General features: G+C 34.5%; 20 protein-coding genes and 1 pseudogene. 3 read left to right on the plus strand and 18 right to left on the minus strand.

The features are described 5' to 3' along the window. Nucleotides 1-24 precede the first annotated feature (24 nt). The 18 genes from BZ25_RS01475 to BZ25_RS10520 form a co-directional block, all read right to left on the minus strand. Nucleotides 25-666: a protein-L-isoaspartate(D-aspartate) O-methyltransferase gene (locus BZ25_RS01475; RefSeq protein WP_121567210.1), complete on the minus strand. Its 642-nt coding sequence runs from the start codon at nucleotides 664-666 to the stop codon at nucleotides 25-27. Further along, on the minus strand, nucleotides 666-2,909 hold the full coding sequence (locus BZ25_RS01480) for a bifunctional dihydroorotate dehydrogenase B NAD binding subunit/NADPH-dependent glutamate synthase (RefSeq protein WP_121567211.1): 2,244 nt from the start codon (nucleotides 2,907-2,909) through the stop codon (nucleotides 666-668). The genes BZ25_RS01475 and BZ25_RS01480 overlap by 1 nt, the downstream gene beginning before the upstream one ends. 15 nt (nucleotides 2,910-2,924) lie before the next feature. Beyond that, the gene (locus BZ25_RS01485; RefSeq protein ID WP_012209683.1) at nucleotides 2,925-3,203 is read right to left on the minus strand and encodes a M48 family metallopeptidase; all 279 of its coding nucleotides are present in this window, start codon (nucleotides 3,201-3,203) and stop codon (nucleotides 2,925-2,927) included. Then, nucleotides 3,196-6,141, minus strand: coding sequence for a type I restriction endonuclease subunit R (locus BZ25_RS01490; RefSeq protein ID WP_121567212.1), 2,946 nt, complete (start codon nucleotides 6,139-6,141; stop codon nucleotides 3,196-3,198). Before BZ25_RS01490 ends, BZ25_RS01485 begins: the two co-directional genes overlap by 8 nt. An 88-nt stretch (nucleotides 6,142-6,229) precedes the next feature. Continuing rightward, nucleotides 6,230-7,567 (minus strand): restriction endonuclease subunit S, encoded by a 1,338-nt coding sequence (locus BZ25_RS01495; protein WP_121567213.1) that lies wholly within the window; start codon nucleotides 7,565-7,567, stop codon nucleotides 6,230-6,232. Beyond that, a complete protein-coding gene (locus tag BZ25_RS01500) occupies nucleotides 7,558-9,093 on the minus strand; it encodes a class I SAM-dependent DNA methyltransferase (protein ID WP_121567214.1) in 1,536 nt (511 codons plus the stop codon). The genes BZ25_RS01495 and BZ25_RS01500 overlap by 10 nt, the downstream gene beginning before the upstream one ends. 37 nt (nucleotides 9,094-9,130) lie before the next feature. Then, nucleotides 9,131-9,706 (minus strand): nitroreductase family protein, encoded by a 576-nt coding sequence (locus tag BZ25_RS01505; protein WP_121567215.1) that lies wholly within the window; start codon nucleotides 9,704-9,706, stop codon nucleotides 9,131-9,133. 83 nt (nucleotides 9,707-9,789) lie between these two features. Beyond that, nucleotides 9,790-10,473 (minus strand): RsiV family protein, encoded by a 684-nt coding sequence (locus BZ25_RS01510; protein ID WP_121567216.1) that lies wholly within the window; start codon nucleotides 10,471-10,473, stop codon nucleotides 9,790-9,792. Nucleotides 10,474-10,487: 14 nt separating this feature from the next. After that, complete coding sequence (locus BZ25_RS01515) at nucleotides 10,488-11,411, minus strand: L-lactate dehydrogenase (RefSeq protein WP_121567217.1); 924 nt, start codon at nucleotides 11,409-11,411, stop codon at nucleotides 10,488-10,490. Nucleotides 11,412-11,485: 74 nt separating this feature from the next. After that, complete coding sequence (locus BZ25_RS01520; RefSeq protein ID WP_158584816.1) at nucleotides 11,486-12,580, minus strand: M14 family metallopeptidase; 1,095 nt, start codon at nucleotides 12,578-12,580, stop codon at nucleotides 11,486-11,488. 14 nt (nucleotides 12,581-12,594) lie between these two features. After that, nucleotides 12,595-13,989, minus strand: a complete 1,395-nt coding sequence (locus tag BZ25_RS01525; protein ID WP_121515496.1) for a YfcC family protein — start codon at nucleotides 13,987-13,989, stop codon at nucleotides 12,595-12,597. Between the two features lie 52 nt (nucleotides 13,990-14,041). Next, nucleotides 14,042-14,698, minus strand: a complete 657-nt coding sequence (locus BZ25_RS01530; protein ID WP_121515497.1) for an MBL fold metallo-hydrolase — start codon at nucleotides 14,696-14,698, stop codon at nucleotides 14,042-14,044. A 422-nt stretch (nucleotides 14,699-15,120) separates the two neighbouring features. After that, on the minus strand, nucleotides 15,121-16,716 hold the full coding sequence (locus BZ25_RS01535) for a hypothetical protein (protein ID WP_121515498.1): 1,596 nt from the start codon (nucleotides 16,714-16,716) through the stop codon (nucleotides 15,121-15,123). Nucleotides 16,717-16,737: 21 nt separating this feature from the next. Next, nucleotides 16,738-17,487, minus strand: coding sequence for an ABC transporter ATP-binding protein (locus BZ25_RS01540; RefSeq protein ID WP_103064726.1), 750 nt, complete (start codon nucleotides 17,485-17,487; stop codon nucleotides 16,738-16,740). A gap of 81 nt (nucleotides 17,488-17,568) precedes the next feature. Next, on the minus strand, nucleotides 17,569-18,063 hold the full coding sequence (locus tag BZ25_RS01545) for a hypothetical protein (protein WP_147429921.1): 495 nt from the start codon (nucleotides 18,061-18,063) through the stop codon (nucleotides 17,569-17,571). A gap of 222 nt (nucleotides 18,064-18,285) precedes the next feature. Next, nucleotides 18,286-18,801 (minus strand): cob(I)yrinic acid a,c-diamide adenosyltransferase, encoded by a 516-nt coding sequence (gene cobO / locus BZ25_RS01550; protein WP_121515500.1) that lies wholly within the window; start codon nucleotides 18,799-18,801, stop codon nucleotides 18,286-18,288. A gap of 48 nt (nucleotides 18,802-18,849) precedes the next feature. Further along, nucleotides 18,850-19,617, minus strand: coding sequence for a DUF364 domain-containing protein (locus BZ25_RS01555; protein WP_121515501.1), 768 nt, complete (start codon nucleotides 19,615-19,617; stop codon nucleotides 18,850-18,852). Nucleotides 19,618-19,812: 195 nt separating this feature from the next. After that, complete coding sequence (locus BZ25_RS10520; RefSeq protein ID WP_255415867.1) at nucleotides 19,813-19,947, minus strand: hypothetical protein; 135 nt, start codon at nucleotides 19,945-19,947, stop codon at nucleotides 19,813-19,815. 991 nt (nucleotides 19,948-20,938) lie between these two features. Between BZ25_RS10520 and BZ25_RS01560 the strand changes: the two are divergent. The 3 genes and pseudogenes from BZ25_RS01560 to BZ25_RS10525 form a co-directional block, all read left to right on the plus strand. Continuing rightward, nucleotides 20,939-21,754 (plus strand): annotated as a pseudogene (locus BZ25_RS01560) (IS110 family transposase); the annotation flags it as partial. A 423-nt stretch (nucleotides 21,755-22,177) separates the two neighbouring features. Further along, nucleotides 22,178-22,384: a hypothetical protein gene (locus BZ25_RS01565; RefSeq protein ID WP_121515502.1), complete on the plus strand. Its 207-nt coding sequence runs from the start codon at nucleotides 22,178-22,180 to the stop codon at nucleotides 22,382-22,384. Between the two features lie 170 nt (nucleotides 22,385-22,554). After that, nucleotides 22,555-22,683, plus strand: coding sequence for a hypothetical protein (locus tag BZ25_RS10525; protein WP_255415868.1), 129 nt, complete (start codon nucleotides 22,555-22,557; stop codon nucleotides 22,681-22,683). The last annotated feature ends 481 nt before the right edge of the window (nucleotides 22,684-23,164 follow it).

Genomic DNA, 23,164 nt, shown 5'->3' on the forward strand with positions numbered 1-23,164 from the left:
ATTTTATATTTTAACTAAACACTCTCACCAACCATATTCACCTATTAAAGGAACAAACATGCATCCATCAGAGTATTCAACCTTCATATTTCCATCCTCTAACTTAGTTATTTTATGTAAACGTTGAAAGGTTCTAGAACCAATTGGAATTACCATTCTACCACCAATTTTAAGTTGAGAAAACAAAGGTTCAGGAACCTTTGGAGCTGCCGCTGAAACTATGATTCCGTCAAACTCAATCTCTTCTTTTGTCCACCCTTTTGTTCCATCTCCAACCTCTAAAACAATATTTTTATACCCTAATTCCTCAAATTTATTCTTTGCTCTTTGGGCTAACGTTTCATTTCGTTCTATCGTATAAACAAAGCGTACAATCTCTGCCAACAAAGCCGTTTGATAACCAGATCCCGTCCCTATTTCTAAAACAACGTCGTTTTCTTTTAACTCTAATAGTTGAAGCATTAAGCCTATTATATAGGGCTGAGAAATAGTTTGCCCTTCGCCAATAGGCAAAGGGCAATCATCATATGCATACTCTTCAAGATTTTTTGGAACAAACAAATGTCTTTTAACCTTCAAAAAAGCGTTTAGAACTTTTTCATCGCTTATACCTCTTCTTTTTAGCTGATACTCAACCATCATTCTACTTTCTTTCTCAAAATCCATCAAAATTTTCCTACCTTAGAAGAAATATATTCATCTATTGCCTTAGCAGATCTTTTACCTGCCCCCATTGCCTCGATAACGGTTGCTGCACCTGTAACTATGTCTCCTCCTGCCCAAACTCCTTCAACAGAAGTAACCCCGGTAACGGGATCTGCCTCTATATAACCCCATTTATTCAGTTTCAATTCAGGAAATGCATTGAGTAATACCTTGTTTGACTCTTGACCTATAGCAACGATAAAAAGATCTGCGGGTATTTCAACGTAACTATTTTCAATGGGGATAGGTCTTCTTCTACCAGAAGAATCAGGTTCTCCCAATTTCATCTTTTGACAGACAACACTTGTCAATTCTCCCTTTTCGTTTCCTTTACACTCTATTGGATTAGTCAGCCACATAAAATTGATTCCCTCTTCAACGGCGTTTTCATATTCTTCTTTTCTTGCTGGCATTTCTTCCTCCGATCTTCTGTACACCACTGTTACGGTTTCGGCACCAAGCCTTAACGCCGATCTTGAAGCATCCATCGCGACGTTGCCTGCTCCAACAACTACCACATGTTTGCCTACCTTAACCGGAGTATCAACCAAAGGAAACTTATATGCTTTCATCAAATTAACCCTTGTTAAGAATTCACTTGAAGAGTAAACCCCGTTCAAATTTTCCCCTGGGATATTCAAGAATCTGGGGGTCCCCGCACCTGTACCTATAAATATAGCGTCGAACTCTTCTCTCATTTCATCTATTGTAATTGTCTTTCCCACAACAACATCTGTCTCAATTTCCACTCCCAATGATTTAACATACTCGACTTCTTCAAATACTATCTCTTTTGGAAGTCTGAACTCAGGGATACCGTAGGTCAAGACCCCTCCGGGTTTGTGCAAGGCTTCAAAAATTTTTACGTAATATCCCATCTTTGCCAAATCTGCTGCCACCGTCAGTCCTGAAGGTCCTGCACCTACAACGGCAACCTTTCCTTTGACATTGTCTTTAGACACTTGGATATTATTCTTTTCACTTTTTCTTTGAACTCTTTCCCAATCCGCCACAAACCTTTCTAATCTACCTATGGCAACTGGTTCAAAAGCACCTGATTTACCTAGGGTACATGCACCTTCACACTGATTCTCCTGCGGACAAACTCTTCCACAAATAGACGGTAGATTGTTGTAACTCTTCAGTATTTCTGCAGATTTGGCAAGATTACCTTCTTTCAACTCTCTTATAAAACCTCGTATATCTACACCAACGGGACATCCGTTTATACAATTATATGCGCTATCAGGACATTGTAAGCATCTATCGGCTTCCATCATAGCCTCTTCCAAGCAATAACCATATGCAACCTCTTGAAAGTTATGCTTTCTCTCTTCGGGAGGTTGTTTTTTCACAGGAACTTTATTCCTCAAAATCTTTTTTGGACGTTTTTTCTTTTTTTCTTCTAAAGACTCCTTCTCCTCAACTTTGTACTGCCCCAGTCTCTTTAACAATTCATCCCATTCAACGAGCTCAGCTTCAAATTCAGGACCATCCACACAGGCAAATTTAACGCTATCTCCAACTGTTACCCTACACCCACCACACATTCCTGTTCCATCTACCATAATTGGGTTTAAAGACACTATTATTGGAAAACCGAGTTCTTGAGCAGTCTTTGTGGCAAACTTCATCATTATAACTGGTCCAATAGCCCAAGCCTTATCTATTTTTTCTCCATCTGAAACTATTTTTTTCATACCATCGGTAACCAAACCTTTCATACCTTTTGATCCATCATCTGTTGTTACTATCAACTTATCAGAAAGTTGTGAAAACTCATCTTCTAAAATTAAAAGATCAGCGGTTCTTGCTCCCATAATCGATATTACCCTGTTGCCTTTTTCTTTCAACGCCTTTAAAATAGGTAAAATCGGGGCAACACCAATGCCTCCACCAATCAATAATACCGTCCCATAATAATCGATTTCCGAAGGATTACCCAAAGGTCCAACGACATGGGCAAAGGAATCTCCATTTTCAAAAGTTGCCATTTTCTTCGTACTTTTACCAACAACTTGAAATATGAGTCTTATCTTATCCTCAGTTTTATCAACTATAGTTAGAGGAATTCTCTCTCCATCTTCCTCTGATATAACTATAACGAACTGACCAGGTTGTGCATGTGCTGCTATCTTTGGCGCTTCAACCCAAACACTGTATACATCTTGAGCTAACTTCTTTTTCTCGGATATTTCGAACAAAACTTCCACCCCTTTTTAGTTTTTTTCAATGTTTCTATTGAGATATTCTTGCACTAAAGCATCGAACATTTTCCCATGTTTTGGGTATCTCAAGTGTAATAATTCATGAATAATTACCTCAAATCTAAAACTTTTTGGCTCATTTAAAAGTTTTTTATCAAAGGTTAACCTACCTCTTGAAGAGCAACTTCCCCATTTTTTACTCATTTCACGAATATGAATTTCTTTTGGCTGGACCCTAATATCTCTAGCTAAATTCCAAACTTCGGCTTTAAAATCAACTGGGTCAATCATTTACATCCCTACCTTTTAGAATGTAGAGATATTTTTCGAATAACTGTTTTATTTTTTCGCCTTTGAGCCCTTTCGGCCCTAATAACTTGTAAAATCCTCGTCTCATTTCTCTTTTTTGATCCTCGTCTTTATCCCAAAGAGGATAAGTTTCCTTCTTTTTTTCGAACTCTTCAGCAATATTCTCGGCATCATCGATAGATTCACCTTTCAATAATTCTTTGAGTGTAAAGAATGCTGCTGATTTTCCACTTTCTTTTTGAGCCTTCTTCTTGTCGTTTGTTTCTTGTACCAAGTTCTTTAAGCCATTTAAAGTTTCTTCTGTACTCTTCTGTCTGTTTTTGTACAAGGAAAGTAAATTCTCCGCTTTTTCTCCTATTGTAATGAGAATTGGATATTCTACGCTTTCTTCTTCTACCGTCTTCTCAATACTCTTGTATAAATTAAAAACCTTTTCAACGTCTGAAGCATTACTTTCTTCAATCCTCTTTAAAGTATATTCATCTATCACAAAAACTTCCAATGTATCTTTAATTTTACTATTTTTTGTGTATTTTTGAATTAATTTCTTCGTTTTCTCTGTAAATTCCTCATCGACAGATACACCTTTTTCGTACGCATTTTTCAAAATCTTATACATCCTTGAGAGGGTATCATAATCTTGTAGATATTTCTTTAAAAATTTGTCGGGAGATAATATTTCATACAAACCAGACAGCTTCTTATAATACACATAAAACTCATTACGTTTTTCTTCATCCCTAAAATACTCTAAGATAGCATCTACAGATTTATCTCTATCTTTTTTGGCAACGATAGAAAGATATTTCTCTTTGCCAATTTCCATTTGTTGAGCAAAATCTTCCTTTAAAAGTTCAATATCTTCGATTACCCCTTCTATATCCTCAGAATCAAAAGCAAGTGCCTTTTCTAAATTATTAAAAATTCCAACAAAATCGACAACAAGGCCGTTCTTTTTATCTTTTTCATCCTTCTTGTACGGTCTATTGATTCTGGCTATAGCCTGTAAAAGAACGTGATCTCTCATCGGTTTATCTAAATACATACAATAAAGAATCGGCGCATCAAACCCAGTTAATAATTTTTCGGTTACGATTAAAATTTTTGGTAGTTCTCCAGGCTTTTTAAAGTTCTCTCGAACTTTTTTCTCTTCCATTTCAGATAAATAATATTTCGTCATTTGCGGGGGATCGTTTTGACTCTGACTATATACAACTTTAGAGTACTCAGGAGGCAGGTGTTTATCTAATTCTTCCTTGTATAATGCACAGGCTTCTCTATCAACGGCGACAAGAAAAGCTTTGAAACCCATTGGTTCGATGTACTCTTTAAAATGCCTTGCTACAAATTTTGATATCAACTGAACTCTATCGTTGTTTTTTAGCATATTTTTAAGTCTTACCGCTTTTTCTAAAACCTTGTTAAGCTCTTCTACATCGCTAACCCCTTGTGTCTCTGCCAGTGTTAGAAATTCTTTCTCAAGAACATCTTTTTCAATCATCATTTTATTTGGCGCAAACGTATAATACAAGGGAACGGTAGTGCCATCTTTAATCGATTCTGATATGCTGTATTTATCAAGGTATCCTTTAGGGGGATCATCTTTACCAAATGTAACAAACGTTCCTTTCCCATAATTTGTCTTATCTATGGGAGTACCAGTAAAGCCTATATAAGTTGCATTTGGTAAAGCTCCTTCTAAAAATGTACCAAGCTTCCCACCCGTGCTTCTATGAGCTTCATCTAATAAAACAAAAATATTTTCTCGTAGATTTAAATCAGCAGGAATATTATCAAACTTATGAATCATACTAACAATTAAACCTCTTTTATCAGTTCTAAGAAGATGTCTTAAATGTTTTTTACTTTCTACAACCTCTACATTTTCAATGCCAACGGATTTCAGATTACTGAACAACTGTGATTCAAGTTCGTTTCTATCAACAAGCATAATTACTGTCGGATTTTCAAAAAAGGGATCTTCTATTATTTTTTTCGCCGTTACAATCATAGTGTAAGTTTTACCAGAACCTTGAGTGTGCCAAATTAACCCTCGTTGCTTTGAAGGATCTTTAGCCCTTTCAATTATCTTATCAACGGCTTTCATTTGATGAGGCCTTAACACAACTTTTTTAAGCTCTTCATCTTGCTTTGTAAAAAGAATAAAATCAGTAAGTATCTTTATTACTCTTTTTCTATCAAAAAAAGTTTTAATTAACGTTTCATAACCTTGATCTAATTCATCCTTCCATTCGAAGAGGGATCCACCTGAAAGGTTCCAAGTTGCACCATAATAAAAGCGAATCACATCTATCAAACCAAATATTTGTAAAACAGCCAAAAGTTCTGGTGCTTGCTGATGATACCTTTTTACTTGCTTATATGCTTCATTAAGCGGATCAATTCTATGAGGTGCTTTCGTTTCTATGAGTATAAACGGGACTCCATTAATAAGAAACACCACATCTGCCCTTATTGTTTCGCTCCCATTTGTAAATGTAAATTCATCGGTAACTTGGAATATGTTTCTATCTATTTCGTAGGTATCTAAAAAAGTTACGTTTCTTTCTCTTTTTTCATTGGGTACAAATATAGTTTTAAGTCCTTTTAAAAATTCCCAGATTATCAAATTACCTTGTATATTGGGTGGAATCCTTTCAAGATCTTTTAATATTTTTTCTGCTGAAAGATGGTCCATAAACCCAGGATTGAGTTTTTGAAGTTGCTTTATAAATACATCTTTGAATATTAAGCCTTTTTCTCCACCTTTTAGCCTCAAGGCTTCATCAGGTTTGACGTATTCCCAACCAAGGTTCAGAAAAACCTTGCTTCCTTCTGATGATCCATATTCAGCAGATTCTTCTTGTACGTATTTTATAATTGGATCCTGAGCAGAATATTTTTCATCTCCCAAGCCCATAGCTACACCACCACTTTCTCACTTTTTTCTCCACTAAATTAATAATATTTTCTCTTTGCTTTAGGCAAAAGTAAGAAAAAATTATTTTTTATTCATCGAAAACATTCTCCAAATCATTTACCCTTATTTTTGCGGTCATAAGATTATGTAAAAGCGATTTAAAGAGATCTTCAAGGGCTTTTTTCTTGTTTTCTTCCGCCTCGATTTTTTGATCGATCGCTGAGAGGATTGAAGCGATCTTTTGCTGTTCAGAGAGGGGAGGAAGGGGAATCTGAATTTGTTCCAATCTTGCCAAACTAATACTTGCTTGATTAACATGCCTTCTGCAGATCTTTAAATAAAATCCATCATACCATTTCTTATGTAAATAATTGGCTAAGAATTGAGAATTTATTAAATTAAAATTTAGCACTCTAATAATTGTCATATGATTTGATAGAACAAAATCACCATCTTTATTCCAATAAGCAGTTTTACCAACCAATTCTTCGCTATTCGTATTGTTAAAAAGTATATCTCCTTTTTTCAATAAATATTTATTTATATCTCTCTCTATATTAATGAATTTAAGGCCATTAAGAACAACTTGCCCATCATTACTTACATTAAAAGGTCTAAGATGTGGTACGCCTAAACCTTTGTCGTTCCATTTACCACAAGGAAACCCAAATTGTATTATTATATTTTTACTTTTAAATAAATCCCCAAGTCTCATAACCTCCCACTCTTCAGGAATCAAGCCAATTTCTGTCTCTTTGAGCGGTACTTTTTCAGCTTCTTCCAAACTTACAAGCCCATAAGTAAACAGGTGATTCATCATGGACTTTTTGAGTTCTTTTGATGCTTTTATAACATCCTCAGTCTTCTCCTTTGCCTCTTGTACTGAAGAGAGGACATAGGCAATCTTTTTTTGTTCAGAGAGCGGAGGGACGGGGATTTTGAAACTCTCAACTATACCCTTATTTACATTTTTTTGTGTACTTTGAATATTTTGCATTTTCAACCTTTCAGCATTAAATTTAAGAAGATAAGCCCCAAAAACTTTATCAAAATTACCCTTTGGAATTATTGCTAGTATCGCTTGATTAGTCGCTAATGGAATAGTATTTATTGCTGTTTCTCCAATTGTTGCATACATGCTTAACAAAAGCGAGTTCTCAGGTACTATCCAGGCATTAGAATTCTTTAACCCTTCTTCTGTGATTGTATTTTTTGTTTTTGACAAATATAATCCACAAGAAGTTATATCTTCAATTAACGCAAAAGGTATTTCTCCATTCCAATATTCTTTTATTCCTCTCTTTGGTGTTCCTCCAGCCTTCATTTTTTGAACAACATCCCCTAACCTCACAACTTCCCATTCATTCGGCAATAATCCCAGTTCTGTTTTTTTGTATTCTTCTTTTTGATTAAGATCTAATTCCATAATCCCATCTCTTTTAAAATGACCTCTAATTTTTCATCGGCTTCTTTTCTCTCTTCTTCTGCCTCTTTTAATTGTACAACAGCATCCTCCAACGGCAATGTTTCATCTTCTCCATTCTGGGCAACATAGCGGGAAGGGCTTAAGTTATAATCATTTTTCGCGGCTTCTTCTTTAGAAATAATTTTACTTATTCCCTCTTCTTCTTTCCAGTTGAGATAGATCTCTGCTATCCTTTCAACACTCTCATCAGGCAAGAAGTTCTTAGGTCTTCCTTTTTCATAGAGCTTTGATGCGTTTATGAGAAGTATCTGGTCTTGCCTTTGTGCTGGTTTTGACTTATTAATCACTATGATAACCCCTGGTGCTGAAGTGTTATAGAACAAATTCTCTGGAAGTAATAAAACGGATTCCACAAGATCTTTTTCAACAAATTCTTTTCTTATATCTCTTTCTCTATTTTTTCCAACATTTCCACTACCCCTTGATACAGCACCTGTATCAATTACTAGAGCCATCTTACCATCATTTTTCAATGAAGCATACATATGCTGAATCCATCCCCAGTCTGCGCTGTTTGATGGAGGGTATCCAAAAACGAATCTATTGTAAGGATCGTTTTCATAAACAGATTGTGAGAATGTTTGATTCCACATGGGATTTGCAGTTACTAAATCGAATTTCTTGAGCGGTCCTTCTGAAGTTGTAAACGCAGGTCTATTCATCGTATCTCCAAGGGCAATTTGTGCTTCCATGTCGTGTATAAAGATATTCATTTTTGCCATTGCATACGTTGAATGCAAGATTTCTTGCCCATAGAATTTAAGAGGTTCTTTAGTTCTGTCTTCTGAGTATTTTTCTTTAAATCTCAGATGAGCTTTAATCAGCAAGCCCCCAGATCCACAACAAGGGTCATAGACCTCATCTCCAGGTTTTGGGTCTAAGATTTTTGACATCAAAATCGCTACCTCACCAGGGGTGTAAAACTCACCAGCACTTTGCCCAGAACCTTCCGCAAATTTTCTCAGCAAATATTCGTATGCACGACCTAAAATATCTGGATCAACATCTTTTAAGCCAAGGCGATGTCTTCCTAAAACATCAATTAATGCTACCAACACATCGTCACTTATAATTCTTTGACCACCTGCAGTTGCGTTGAAATCTACAATATCTATTACACCTTGAAGTTTGGGATTGTATCTTGCAATTGTTCTTACGGCGTCAGTTAAATATTCTCCGACATTTGTAGTTTTTTTAGCAACTTCAGACCATCTTGCTTCTGGTGGCAAATAAAAACGAACTAACCCTGGATCAATCCTGCTAAATTCTTCGGCTGTCTCAAGTGAACCAAACTTTTCAGATAACTCGTTCAATTCGTCTTCGAATACGTCAGAAAGTCTTTTTAAAAATATCAAAGGTAAGATATAATCCTTGTATTTGGGGGCATCTATAGGTCCTCTTATTTTACAAGCAGCTTCCCAAAGCCAGTTTTCTAGAGTTTTGGTATCAAGGTTATTTTGAGCCATTTGTCGTCCTCCCTGTGTTCCAAATCAATAATTATAATCAAAATTTATCAAAATGAATAACCTTTTCAAGAGGTCTTTTTGGAACGTGGAAATTGCCGTTCTCGTCCATATAATATTCAACCTTCTCGTCGTTGTTTTCTGCAAAAGATTCATGCCCTTTATAACCTAAAGGAATTACTGTATCGATCTCATATTCATCAGGGACGTTTAGGATTTCTCTTACATTTTTCTTGTTGATAGTAACGATTGGGCATCCACCTATACCTTTTGACCATGCCGCTAACAAGATATTTTCAAAGGCAGCTCCTATATCGTGACCAATCCACTTCGTAGCTCTTTGTTTGTTGACTAAAATAAAAATGTATGCGGTTGGCTTTTCACCTTCTTTAGGAGTTCCTTTTGGGGAAATGTAGCTAGCCCAACCCAAATTTTCAAAGACTTTCTCGCAAGTTTCTTTATCTTTTACAACGATAAACTCTAGTGGTTGTTTATTTGAAGCGCAAGGTGCTAACCTCGCACAATCTACTAACTCTTTCAATATTTTATCATCGATGGGATCTTGCTTGAACTTTCTGATGCTTCTTCTTTGTTTGATTATTTCTATTACATCCATGTTGTTGTTTTCCCTCCATTAATTATTTTTGAAAGATGAACTTTTTTCTACGCTGTGCTTAGTCTTTATTAGCGCCCCTTCATTTATTGAATTTCTATGCCCAATTCTTTAAGAGGTATTTTGAACTCTCTTATACCGGATGAATATGGGGCAATTTCGTAATGTTGATAGACTACAACAAAATCTTCATTTGTAATATAATAATCTCGATCATACCCTATTGTATCTAGAGTTTCATCAACATTAAAATAAATTTTAGGGTCTGCATTTATTTCTTCGATAATGCTTTCTTTGATTATTCGAAAAGATTCGCCTGTGTCATCACTATATAAATCCAAGAAATCGTAGAGATTGAGGAATTTACTGAGAGTTAGATCGTAATTGTACGTTTCTCTTGTAGTCATTGGATGAGCCTGGTGATAAACATAAGAAAAATAATCAGTGTAAAAGCTCACAAAACTGTCTGAAACAAATCCTATTTCTGATTCTATAACTACTTGAACGTATGATTCCTCAGATTCGTCTATACTATTTCTAAGGCCATAAAGCTGATCGAGATATTCACTTAAGAAATCTTCAACATCTTTTGCTAAGTAACTATTTAAAAGAAAAGCACTTGGTGCATCCTTTGTACCGTAAAAAAAGGGAATACTTACCCTTCCACCTAAGTTTTCTGTTATTTCTGATGATAGGGTTACATATTCGACTGAATAGAGAGTCATAGAAAACAGTATAAGCAATAAAAAAATACTTACAAGTTTTTTCATAGTTGCTCTCCCCCTTAAAGTAAGTTTTTGATTGATTCGAGATACTCTTTTATTATGCTTTTTGAACTTTCAAACTTTTCTGTTTCTTCATCATTCAAAGTTATATCGATAGTTCGTTCCACCCCGTCTTTGTTTATAACCGCAGGATATCCTATGTACACATCATCCAACAACACGGAAGGGGTATATACTCTTCCTTCATTCTTAATTATCGATTCTACCAGTGCAGTAGTTGCTGAAGCTATTCCATAATTAGTTGCACCTTTTTTGCTTATTATAGTGTAAGCAGAATTTTTTACATCATCAAAAATCTTACTCAGATCTTTATTACAATTATCTTTGTACGGGCAATTACGGCAAAAACCTTTAATTGGAACACCTCCAATCATTGCCGAACTCCACGCTGCCAACTCTGAGTCACCATGTTCACCTATTATATAGGCGTGAACACTCATTGGGGAAACTCCACAATTTTTCCCTATTAAGGCTCTTAATCTTGCGGTGTCCAATATTGTTCCAGTCCCAATTACCCTATTAGATTCAAAACCAGTTACTTTCCACACAACATAGCTCATAACATCAACAGGGTTAGTAATGTTTATTATCAACGTATTTGGAGCATATTTTTTTATATTTTCTGCAATGCCTTTTATTATTTTAGCATTTTTTATGGTCAAATCTAATCTCGTTTCACCAGGCTTTTGAGCAGCTCCTGCTGTAATTATTACTATATCGCTTCCTTCTATATCACTATACTCCCCTGCCCTTATGATCATTCTTTTGTGAAAGGTTGTAGCATGTAGTAAATCCAATGCTTCACCTTCTGCCATTTCTTTGTTGAGATCGTAAAGAACTATCTCGTCAGCAACTGCTGCGTTTACTAAAGCAAAAGCGGCACTTGAACCCACTCTTCCCGTTCCTATTATGCTAATTTTCAAAATTATATCCCTCCAATTTTTTAAGTTTGCATCTATTAAAAACATATCTCAAAGTTATAGTATGCTTTTGTTCTCTACTTTAAAAATTCAAAATATTTCAATATTCCATTCAATGCCTTTTTAGTATCTTCTTCAAAAGAATTTCGCCACTCGTTACGCTCTGGAAAGAACATCTCTCTAAATAATTTATCAACTTTCGATCTTACTTGAGTATTTTTGGTACCATACCACCAAGCTTGATTTTCTAAAACCAAACTTTTTATACTTTTCAGTTGACCTATTAATCCTTCACCATATGTACCGAATTCTAAGCATGTAGAATAGAAATTCGAAGTACTCTGATACTTTTTGTATATATAATCAATCATATCTCCATTTATACTGTAAAAAGTTTCTTTTTTTGCTTGGGTAATAGGAGAATAATTAAATTGCTTTTCTCTGGTATTGCAATCTTCTTTGTCAAAGGCAGAGTCAACAATCAACAATTTATCTTTTGGACCTGCCCCAGTATGGATGTCTAAATGGAGGATAAATTCGTAGGTGTTAAAAACTCTTTCATAGATTTCTTTTATATACTCAGTTGATTTCTCTTCTTCCTTTCCGCCATAATAAATAGATTTATTATCAACATATTGACCTTTGGTTAGAGCCTCTTTTATCCCTTTTGTGCCTAATTTTAATAAATAAGGCAGCAATTCAAAAAATCCTACTATTAAACTTGAATCTAAAACACCAACCGGCCTTTTTTTAGTGAAATACCTTATCATTTTTTCGTATGACTCGTTGTTTAGGTCTTCGTTTTGATAAAGAAAATTTCTATTTAAATCAACGTTGTTTTCATTTACTCTTCTTTTATGCCTCATCCCCCAAGGGTTCAAGGAATGAATGAGAAACAACGAAATCTCTTGATTTTTTATTCGATGTAAAAACTCTTTAACGAATATCTGCATGAACACATTACCTGCGTATCCTTCTATTCCATGCTCGCCTGTTGTAATAAGAAATAACTTTCTGTTACCTTCGTTCTGACATAAAAAACTATCAATATAACTGTCCTCTTCAATTGAATAGGAATCATTAGAAACTGTAGAATAATATTTCTTTAGCTCATTTTCAAAAGTGTAAAAATTGTTTCTACATTCATCATAATTATAGGAATAATCATACATCTCTCTATCTCCTGTTATATAGGACCGTATCCTATTTTTACTGCAATATACAAATATAGCAAAGAAAGAAAAAACACAGCAAGCTGAATCTTCCAAATGAATTTGAACCATTTAAAATAACTAACTCCAGCTATTCCTAACGAGATTAACAACACTGCGTTAGTTGGATACAACAAATTACTAAACCCATCTCCAAAAACGAAAGCTTGTACAGCGGTTTGTCTCGTGATTCCAACCAAATCTGCCAAAGGGACTATAATTGGCATAGTCAAAAATGCTTTTGCGGAAGCTGAACCTATAAATAAATTCATAATAAAAAAAAGCAAATAAATCAAAAAAGTTGCAGCGACAGTTCCAGATTCAGATATAACAATAGATGCATTGTACAATATCGTATCTAAGATTTTTCCATTGGTAATTATCAGTTTTACCGACATAGCCATGAGAATCAATATAACTCCAGGCAACAGATTGCTCATCCCTATTAAAAAATCTTTGAACACCTTAGAAATACTTTTTTCAACCACTAAACCCGATAAAAAACCTCCTACCATGAATAACACACCCACAACGGGCAACATAAGGCCGCTCATGAACCCTGTAAAACCAGAAATTAAAATCAGTATAAACAAAATTGAAATTATTGTTATTAATATTTTAGAAGCTTTTGAAGTATTTACATCATAATCGATGGTTTCTATTTGCTGATCAACAACCTCTTTTTGGTGCTTCTTAGCATAATTCCTCAAAAAAAAGAATAAAAGTAGGTAAGTAGTGATAAAAATAATTATTCTGAGACCTATTCCCGAAAAAAGTGGGATTTCAGCTATTCTTTGTGCCACCCCTAAACTGAACGGATTCGCTATTGCTGCAGAAAAACCAAATCCTGCTGCGAGTAAACTCATCCCCAAACCTGTTAGGTCATCCCAACCCAAGGAAACTGAAAACATTATTACAATCGGTATTAAAGGAACAATTTCTTCAAAAATCCCCATCAATGCACCTAAAAGCATAAAAACCAGAATCATCAAACCTAATAAAACGTTTTTTTGTTTGCTGTACCTTTTAACAATTTTATTAATGATGTATTCAATGACATGGTTTTTATTCAAAATATAGATCGAACCGGAAACTACCAATATAAACACAATAATAGTGATTATAAGGGGTGCATCAGAGCTCCATAATACTTCGATTGGAGCGGTAAACCATCGCCAAAAGGGATAATTTGGTTTTTCTATTGTCTGGTAAGAATCTTCTACGATGACTGTTCTTCCATCTATAAACTCTCTTTGATACTCCCCCGCAGGCAATAAAATTGTTAATACCCCTGAGATCATCATGATAGAAAAAATAACTAGTGCTGAGGTTATAAACATGTTTCTGCTTATTTTTACAGACTTTTCCATTCCTCATCCCCCTTGTATAATATGTTTTGATATTTTATTGTCTTTAGTATTTTTAAATTTCAACAACCTTTCCAGCGCCACCTTCTATATAGGCTTCTGGAAAAAGCCTTTTAATATCATCTTTGTGTTGGGTACAATGTGTTGCACAAATTAGTTTTAAACCTTTCAAAGATTCTGCAGGTGTTCCGTGCAACCCTCCAATGATTCCGTAGACATCTCCAAATGTTGAAGCGGTTTTTAATATATTTTCCATCTTTGGATGAGAACATCCAACTATGATTATTATTCCTTTTTCAGTTTTTACACAAAGGGATTGTTCAATCCCTTCTAATTCTCCAGTGGAATAAATGCCTTCATGTATTTCACTAGGACCTTTTATGGTAATAACTTCTTTTGCATTTTTCACTCCCTTAAAAGAGGGTGGAACGTAAACCGTCACATCGGGGTTTTTTGAGAGAAAACCCGACAAACCTCCCACATGATCATAGTGGTTGTGAGATATAAAAACTTCGTCTATTGTAGATGGATCAACTCCTAACTTCTTCATGTTATTTAACAGAATATCTCCACTTCCACCGGTATCAAACAAAATCTTAGGTGCTTTTTCTACTTCAATCAAAGCAGAGAATCCCCAATTAGCTTGGAGATCTTTGTCATACACTGTGTTATCGTATAAAATAGTTACTTTCAATTGTTTATTTCCTGCCATGGTTGCTCCCCCTTTTTTATAATTACTCTTTTAAGAAGCTCTAAAACTTACTTTAGCACCCCTTTGCCCCGCAGCCCGCCCATAAGGAAAAGAATCTTTTGCCCTTTCACCCTGCATCCCGACCATTAGGAGGAAGAATTACTCCCATCGTTCCGCAGTCCGCCTATAAGAATGAAGAAATACTTCCGTCATTCCACAGCCCACCCTATTAGGAGGAAGAATTACTCCCATCGTTCCGCAATCCACCTATAAGAATGAAGAAATACTTCCATCGTTTCGTAACCACCCATAAAGAAAACCCTGCTAAAATATATGATAGCACACATTCCAATAAATAAGAAAAACCCTCTGAAAATTAGCAGAGAGGGCTTATTATACTATTAAAGAAATTCAATACAATTTTTAGATCCATCCTTTGATTGTTATTCCATTGCTTCTATGTATTGATTTATCTTTCTTTGTTCTTTTCCAATAGATCTTATAATCACAAACAATAGCACCGCTACTGTTCCGAGTATTATTAGAGAAGTGAGTTGCATGCTGATATTTTTGAAGATCCATAATGGACCTCGGTCAAGCATTAGGTCATAAAAAAACAGTAAGCCGAAAATAGCCGCAGCGTACCCCATTGTTATCAATTCTATAACCAGCACTTCTTTCCCTTTGAAAACCTTGTTCATTTGGGATATATCTCTTTTGGGATCACTGAGAAAGATTCTTGTTCCTAATAGCGATGAATAGTACAACAATATGACAGTAGGAATTATAAGTACCAAATCAAAGAAATTGAATTTTAAAAGAATCGAGAAAACTATTGTAAGAGCTATAAACTCAATTGTATAAAGTCCTGTAGAAATCATTATTTTTGAGTTCACCATAGTTTTTGTTTTGAAAGGAAATAACTTTGGAACGGGCCAGATTTTTATTTCTTCAGTCAACATATATGCAGAAATCATAGCTGAATAGTCTGCGGCTATCAACACAAAAAACATCGCTATGTAAGATAAATCTTGCATACCTGTGAAAAAGAATATGAACGGCAATACTACCGGATAAATCATCATAAAAATCAATTGGGAATTTCTAAAAAGGAGTTTCCTATCTTTTTCAAAAAGAGGTAGACGTTTGGTTTTAAATTTTTCAATTTTTTTAACCTTTGATTTTTTCCTAGAGGTTGAGAAATCAAGATTGTTCGAATATCTATATACGAAGTAAAATAACAATATCGAGAGACCGTAGATGAATATAAGAGAAAAGATACTGCCGTTTATAGCGTTGATGAATTGAGCATGTGGCCAAAAAGGACTCATAAATACTTTAAGGGAGTTCCCCATCCCTTCCACAAGGTTTTGTGGATCGTTAGTCATCATCCTGGGGAGAAATTGCGGTATTAAGACCATAAAGATAATGCCTATGAAATAAGTTAATTGGGCAATTCTTTTTGCAGATGTTTTACCAACAAAGAAAGACATAATTAATCCTATTACAATCGATATAGATATCAAAAAAAGAAAAAAACCTATAATACCCAAGATAGATAGAATTACATTTGAACCTTTTAAAATCATATACGAAATAACAATTGATAAGAAAGCCCCACTTCCTATCCCAGACATAATTAAACTATCTATGGTAGAAGAGAAAAAGAGTGTTGATCTTTTAATAGGCATGGTCAAAAGGTTGTCCATCATATCGTTATCGAAAAGTGTAGTTACAATTAATGGGGAAAATTGTAAAACAAAAATCGCACTTACAAGTAAAAAGGAAGGCGCAAACATTAGTTCTAGCAAAGTATAATTAGACTCCAAACCCATTTGATTCAACGGAATATTTAAATTAAAAGAACCTGTTGCTGCAAGCATCGTTGGAATAATAACAGCTAAAAAAATTATTGGGACTATCAGATAGCTCATTACACTGGAGAGCATACCTGAACCTCTTTCTATCCCTTTTTTATTTTTTGTTGGTCGAGATTTGTTTTTATAGGAGTATTTTAACAACAATTTTAATTCATTCATTATTGTCTCAGAACCTCCCCTCTAAAGTTCGTCGATTATTTCTTTTACTTCACTACCCCCTGTTAATTCCAAGAAAATGTCCTCTAAACTCCTATTTCCTAGTTTAGAGAGAGATCTCAATTCTTCCAAATTACCTTCTGCAAGGATCCTACCGTGATCGATGATCCCTATTCTGTCACACATCTTTTCTGCTATTTCAAGGATATGTGTCGTAAAGAATATCGCGGAGCCTTCGCTCTTGTATTTTTGTAAAAGTTCTTTGAGTATCCTCGCTGCTCGGGCATCCAAACCTACGGTTGGCTCATCCAAAAAAATTACCTTTGGTTTTCTCATCAAAACTGAGGCAACCATTAATTTTTGTTTCATACCATGAGAATAATCACCTATGTAATCATTGAGGTAATCTATCCCAAAGGCATCACATATTTCGTTGAATCGAGAATGAATTTCGTTTGAATTTAATTTGTATACGTTCATTACAAACTCTATATACTCACTACCTTTGAGGTTCTCATACATTTTTGGTTCATCAGGCACAACCCCAATTTCTCTTTTTATCTCCATTTCGTAATTATTGTAATCTTTATCCATTATGAAAATTTGACCAGAGGTTGGTTTTAATGTTCCTGTGAGCATCCTTATCGTTGTAGTTTTCCCTGCACCGTTCGGACCAAGAAAACCATAAATTTCCCCAGCATTCACGTTTAAATTGATTTCATCAACAGCAGTGAAATCCTTAAATTTTTTTGTTAAGTTTATTGCTTTTATCAATGTTATGCCCCCCTCTACCTCATTCTAACTTTAACAAGTATAAAACCCTCTTTTCCGTATACAGAGGGTTTTTTTATAGTGTTAGCTTTGAAAGAAAGGAAATCTCAAACCTTCAATTTCTTTTTCGTTTTTCTCAAACTTACCAGAATACTCTTCCATTTCTTTTAAATCCCAATCGAACACCGTTAAATAGCAGCTACCTTCCTTTTCCTCGCTGAATATTGCAGGGAAATTGTATAGATCTTCAGAACCTTCTTTCTCGCTCTCTTCATCGGCTAACGATACCTCAGTAATCACTGAATATGCTTTTAAATCAGCGATCTCTGCCAATTCACCCAAGAAGTACAAAAAATTGTCAAATTCTTCTTCGGTATCGACATCTAAAGGTAAGTTAACTGGTACGATTTCTTCTTCAATTTTGAATTGTGATAGGTGATCGTTGATATCCTGAGCTAAATCTTTATCTTGTTTTTTTATCTTGTCCAAAAATTCTTTCTTAGATTCTTCACTAAAGTTCACCCATAAAATAACTTCAGGGTGAAGATGGTCCTCATGTACTAAATTTGAATCATTCATATACTCGATAGCCACTGTGTGAAAATTTGGATAGTTTGAAATAAAAATCTCCTCCTTTTTTATTGAACAAAATTAGAAACTCTAAAACTTATCATTGTTAATATTATTATACCATTATTTTTTTATTATACATATTAATAAAATAAAACAGAAAATTATTTTTTGAATACCTAAATAATCGAACCTCGCAGAAATTTGAGTTATTTATTTTCTTCCTGTTATTTAAAACTCTATACCTTTTCTTGCTTGAACTCCTTGGTTGTAATAATGTTTAACCTCTTTCATCTCGGTAACTAGATCCGCAATTTCTATAATTTCTTCTGGGGCATATCTCCCAGTTATTACGACCTCTATCGATGGAGTTCTTTCTCTGATTGCTTTTACAACTCTATCCAGCGGAATCAACTTGTAGTATAAGGCAATATTCAACTCATCCAACACGACCAAATCGTATTCAAAGCCTTTTAAAATTTTCTCACAAACATCCATGCCATTATTGGCTGCCTCTATGTCTTCTTCTGTAGGGTTTTTGTATATAAAACACTCTCTACCAAACTGTTGAATTTCAATGTTTTTAATATATTGGCTCACTTTCAACTCACTATACTCCATGCCCTTTATAAACTGTGCAAAAAAGACTTTTTTACCTGAAAGTGCAGCTCTAACAGAAAGCCCTAAAGCTGCGGTTGTTTTACCTTTACCATTACCAGTATAAACATGAACGAAGGATTGTTCCATCTCAGCCACCTCATCATTTGCTAAAAATTTCTTTTCTTACAAGCTTTTTTATACCCTTACATTCTTTTTAATTGCAAATTTGGATATCTGGCTTATACCTCCTGCGAGTGAAATAATTCGAAAGATTTTATCTTTTTTCCCTTCATCCCACCAAGAACCTGCTAAAATAGTTACCCCCGTTCCAACAAACGCATTGGGAAACATCGGGGTCGATGCCCCAATTAAAACTATCTCTCGGGCATTTTCGCATAAACTTAAAAGTTCTTCTATGCTGTGGTTTATAACAGTAGTCCCACTTAAAAAAACAATTTCACATTTTGGAAGTATGTCTCTTTGCTTTTCCTCAGGAAGGACTTTACCAAAAATGCCACCTTTTTGTGAGACCCCACGATCAAAAATAAAGACATTTTTGACCATTCCATTGAACATATTAGCAACTTGAGGAATATAGCCTATCGAGCAAACATTATCCTCTGGTGTGATTTCAATAGAAAAGGGGTGAATAGAAGTATCTACATCAACCAAAGGAAGGGAGCGTGAAGCGGCTGTCAACACGGCAACGCCGATAGACCTTTGCAAATCATCTTGACCCGTGAGAGCCCATTCGGCAATTTCTAAACTATCTTTACCAATAATGTCCTGGACATACGGGAAGATAGAGCAACCTGATTTTAAATTCTCACGTAGAACGTAACTTACGCCAATGTGATTATTACTCAGTTCCAAACCAATAAGTGAAATTCCTATAACTGCATCTTTGATCTTTATTCCTTCTAAATATGGTTGTGCTTCTTCTATAACTCTTTCAATTATCATCCTGTTCCCCTTCTTAGTGAGTTATTTAACTATTGAAATTTTAAAAATGTTCCTAACCTTCTTCTTATTTCCCATGATTTATATAATTTGTTTTCAACCCCATTATATCATCTAAAAATCTAAAAAAATTCATTAATTTGCATTAGCCTTCGACAACTAATTCAATAACTACTTTAGCTCTTCTACTGTAATACTTTAAATATTTTTCTTTATTTGGTTTATGGTTTCTTCTTTTGCTTTTCTGACCTTTCCATCTAATATTTTATCAAAATCTTCTTCAAACCTTTGGTTTAGGATTTCTATGATTACTTTTCTTTCACCTTTTTCCATGCCTTCTTCAAACAGCTAGGCTCCTATCTTTGTCATTCGTATCACCTCTTTCAACTTGTTTATGTATTCTTCCCTTACCTAATTGTTCTTCTTTTTCTATCTTTCCTTTTATCTTTTCATACCTTTCTTATTCCATCGTAGTTTATCATGAGTACTTGTTGAACTTTGTATTTATTTGAACCCCGGTCCAATTCATTTCCTCCACTTTCCTGTTTTCCAGAGTATATTACGAACGTACGAATGTTAGACCGTGTTAGATCATAATTAATTGTCATCGAAATAGGATAATGGTTAGATAGTATTTATGTCTTTGAACTTGATTTGCTTTTTGCTAGTTGAATGTTGTATAATTTATCCAGAAGAACACTTATTTCCTTGAGCCCCCTTCGGGGTGTTTCCTCTCTCAATTTTACCATGTTTAAACTTTCGTATGTTTTCTTTAGTTGAGATTTAGTTTTTTCGCTAACAGTATTGCTTTCAAGCAAACGTTGGTATGGAGTCTTAGGTTTCTCATATTCTTTTTTTTACAGATTTACCATTGTCGCTCTTTACTTTGCTTTTTAGTTTAAAGTTGGGTATGAAGGTATTATAAGGTTATCGTTCTTCTTGTGGGGCCTGTTTCTTGAAAGATTAAGATCATTGTTCTCTTTTTCCTTTTCAAAAAGTACTTTAAGTATTCTCTTTTCGTTATAAGTATGATAATGAATAACAGGAACAGATATATTCGTATGAGCAATAAGATCAATCTTCTTAACCTAAAAAGAGATGATATGATAAAAATCAAGAGGTGACAATAACTCCGGATGAATAAGGTAAAATATAATAAAATATAATATCCGGAGTGGATAGGTAGTAGATTGGATTCTTGACTGGGACAAAGATCCCGTAAAAGAGATTAATCAGACCTATTACCGAATGGTCACCATAGGGCAAAGACCCTGGATAGGAGGATGGTGAGTCACCAGTAAAGAATCTACTCCGAAAAAAATAGGAGGTAAAGAAAGCTCGAGTAATCAATCCGTCGCAGTTCAAGGTAATAAGTGAGAGTGTGAAAAAGACTGACCGGCATGATGCGGAAATAATAGCGGAGTATTTAAGCAAAGGGTTATTGCCAGAGGTAAGAGTAATGAGTGAAGAGAATAGGGAGTTAAAGAGTTTAATTCAGACAAGAGACAAACTAGTAAAGTTACGCAGTACCTTAAAGAATAAGATACATGGGATATTACTGGAATATGGAATAACGACTCGTCGGGAAATGTTTTCCAGTGAGAAGGCATTAGAAGAGGTTAGAAATGTGGCAGTGAGTGAAACAAGGCGGTTTGAGATAGGGGTAATTGTTGATCAGATAAAGTCGTTAAATGAGGGTATAAAGAAGATAGAAAAAGAGATAAAAGAAAAGGGAGAAGGATTGAAAGGCCAGAAAAATCTGCAGAGTATAACAGGGATAGGTAAACTAAGTTCAACAATAATTCTGAGCAATATTGGTGACATTAATGATTTTGATAATTCTAAGAAATTATGTGCTTATGCTGGACTGGTACCCCGCGTATATGATTCAAATGAAAGTATAAGACATGGACGAATAACCAAACGAGGCGATAAGATATTACGTACTACCCTGGTACAAGTAGCACTGACAGCGATAAGATATAATCCGTATATAAGAAGTTTTTACGAGCGGTTGAAACATAAGAAAGGTGGCGGTAAAGCAATAATCGCTACCGCACGTAAAATGTTAAGTATAATTTACGAGACCTTAAAAAACGATTGGGTGTTTGAGGACTTCAATAATTTCATATTAGCATAAAAAATAGGATAGATTCTTTACTAAAATCTTGATTTTTATCATAGGAGTCAAGAATATGATAACAGTTCAAAGACATCGAATTATAATCAAATTAATCTTTTTCACAAACATCTAATATGATATAATTCGCTAGAATTTTAAAAATAGTGATGTTTTTCAGACTGATTTAATGGCAAGCATTTAAACAAAAAATATACCACCTTCCGATTGATACTAAGTACTTTAAGGATTTGGAGCTTGAGATTTTGAACCATCTTGAGGATTTGGATAAAACCTTAAACGGCTGGCTGATAAAGAGTGAAAACTATCAAGCACCAAACACGATCCTACCAAAATTCAAGAAAAAGTGAAAACAATATATATTGACCCGCTATTTAATACAGATTCATCTCCAATAACCTATAGATATAAAGACGTTCTTGTTTGGCACTGATTGAAAATAGGTTGAATATTTCAAAATCCTTTCTAAAAAATGGTGAAATAAACGAAACAACAATTGACGATGTTGAATTGAGATATTTCACAACCCTATTAGATAAGGGGTTTAAAAAGAATAATTATATTAGTCCTATTACTACGATGGCCTCAGAATCTAAGATGCAAGGACGTGTTGCAAGCAAAGTATCTTAGACGAGCGAATATCATATAACAACGCAAAAGATTTAGGTGCTATCGATAAATTATTTGTAAAGGAACTTGAACCCAGAAAATCCTCTTCGCTAAAGAGAACGGGCACAAATTCAAGGAAGATCATCCAAATAGATACTATTTGATACTGCTTAATAAGGAAGGGAATTTTTATGATCTCCCTAGAAGAGTATAAGAAAGTTTATGATAGTAAAATTTCGACTTTTGATGATGATTTTGTTGATAATCTAAGAGAAAAATATATTAAAGCAAGGTATGAATTTGTTTTGCTATTGTTATAAATAGTGAAAAACTGAATGGCATAGAACATTTGAAAGAGTTTCTGTCCAAAAGTCACTTATATTGTTACGATAGTGAATATTTTTACTCCAACATTTTACACTGAAATACCGAAAACACTTATGAAACATCCATTATATTCTAATCCTCAATATGGAAGTGAGTATTTGACTAATATACTGGGAGTTCTGAATTTGAAACGCGTAAAATTTATCGCACAATAAAGCAGTTTTTAGTCATGGAATGTGGTGAGGTTATATATTTAGATTATTTTGGTGGCTCTGGTACCAGTGATTAGCCGTTTTAAATTTAAACAAATTAGACAAAGAAGATGACCAGAAAAAATATTTAACCTTTGAAATGTAAGTGAGTTTTTATAGCGTGCTTTTACCAGGATGACAAAAACTACGCATCTCTAATAAACGGATAAATGTAGGACCCCAAGATTCAAGTGGCATACACCAATTTTTCAAGTATTACCAG

The organism is Petrotoga sp. Shatin.DS.tank11.9.2.9.3, assembly GCF_003665005.1.
Lineage (GTDB): Bacteria > Thermotogota > Thermotogae > Petrotogales > Petrotogaceae > Petrotoga > Petrotoga mobilis.

Bases quoted from the DNA above. Each gene is read 5' to 3' on its own strand.
- BZ25_RS01475 (WP_121567210.1), bottom strand. From the start codon at position 666: ATGGATTTTGAGAAAGAAAGTAGAATGATGGTTGAGTATCAGCTAAAA.
- BZ25_RS01485 (WP_012209683.1), bottom strand. From the start codon at position 3,203: ATGATTGACCCAGTTGATTTTAAAGCCGAAGTTTGGAATTTAGCTAGA.
- BZ25_RS01490 (WP_121567212.1), bottom strand. From the start codon at position 6,141: ATGGGCTTGGGAGATGAAAAATATTCTGCTCAGGATCCAATTATAAAA.
- BZ25_RS01495 (WP_121567213.1), bottom strand. From the start codon at position 7,567: ATGGAATTAGATCTTAATCAAAAAGAAGAATACAAAAAAACAGAACTG.
- BZ25_RS01500 (WP_121567214.1), bottom strand. From the start codon at position 9,093: ATGGCTCAAAATAACCTTGATACCAAAACTCTAGAAAACTGGCTTTGG.
- BZ25_RS01505 (WP_121567215.1), bottom strand. From the start codon at position 9,706: ATGGATGTAATAGAAATAATCAAACAAAGAAGAAGCATCAGAAAGTTC.
- BZ25_RS01510 (WP_121567216.1), bottom strand. From the start codon at position 10,473: ATGAAAAAACTTGTAAGTATTTTTTTATTGCTTATACTGTTTTCTATG.
- BZ25_RS01520 (WP_158584816.1), bottom strand. From the start codon at position 12,580: ATGTATGATTATTCCTATAATTATGATGAATGTAGAAACAATTTTTAC.
- BZ25_RS01525 (WP_121515496.1), bottom strand. From the start codon at position 13,989: ATGGAAAAGTCTGTAAAAATAAGCAGAAACATGTTTATAACCTCAGCA.
- BZ25_RS01530 (WP_121515497.1), bottom strand. From the start codon at position 14,698: ATGGCAGGAAATAAACAATTGAAAGTAACTATTTTATACGATAACACA.
- BZ25_RS01535 (WP_121515498.1), bottom strand. From the start codon at position 16,716: ATGAATGAATTAAAATTGTTGTTAAAATACTCCTATAAAAACAAATCT.
- BZ25_RS01545 (WP_147429921.1), bottom strand. From the start codon at position 18,063: ATGAATGATTCAAATTTAGTACATGAGGACCATCTTCACCCTGAAGTT.
- cobO (WP_121515500.1), bottom strand. From the start codon at position 18,801: ATGGAACAATCCTTCGTTCATGTTTATACTGGTAATGGTAAAGGTAAA.
- BZ25_RS01555 (WP_121515501.1), bottom strand. From the start codon at position 19,617: ATGATAATTGAAAGAGTTATAGAAGAAGCACAACCATATTTAGAAGGA.
- BZ25_RS10520 (WP_255415867.1), bottom strand. From the start codon at position 19,947: ATGGAAAAAGGTGAAAGAAAAGTAATCATAGAAATCCTAAACCAAAGG.
- BZ25_RS10525 (WP_255415868.1), top strand. From the start codon at position 22,555: ATGATCTCCCTAGAAGAGTATAAGAAAGTTTATGATAGTAAAATTTCG.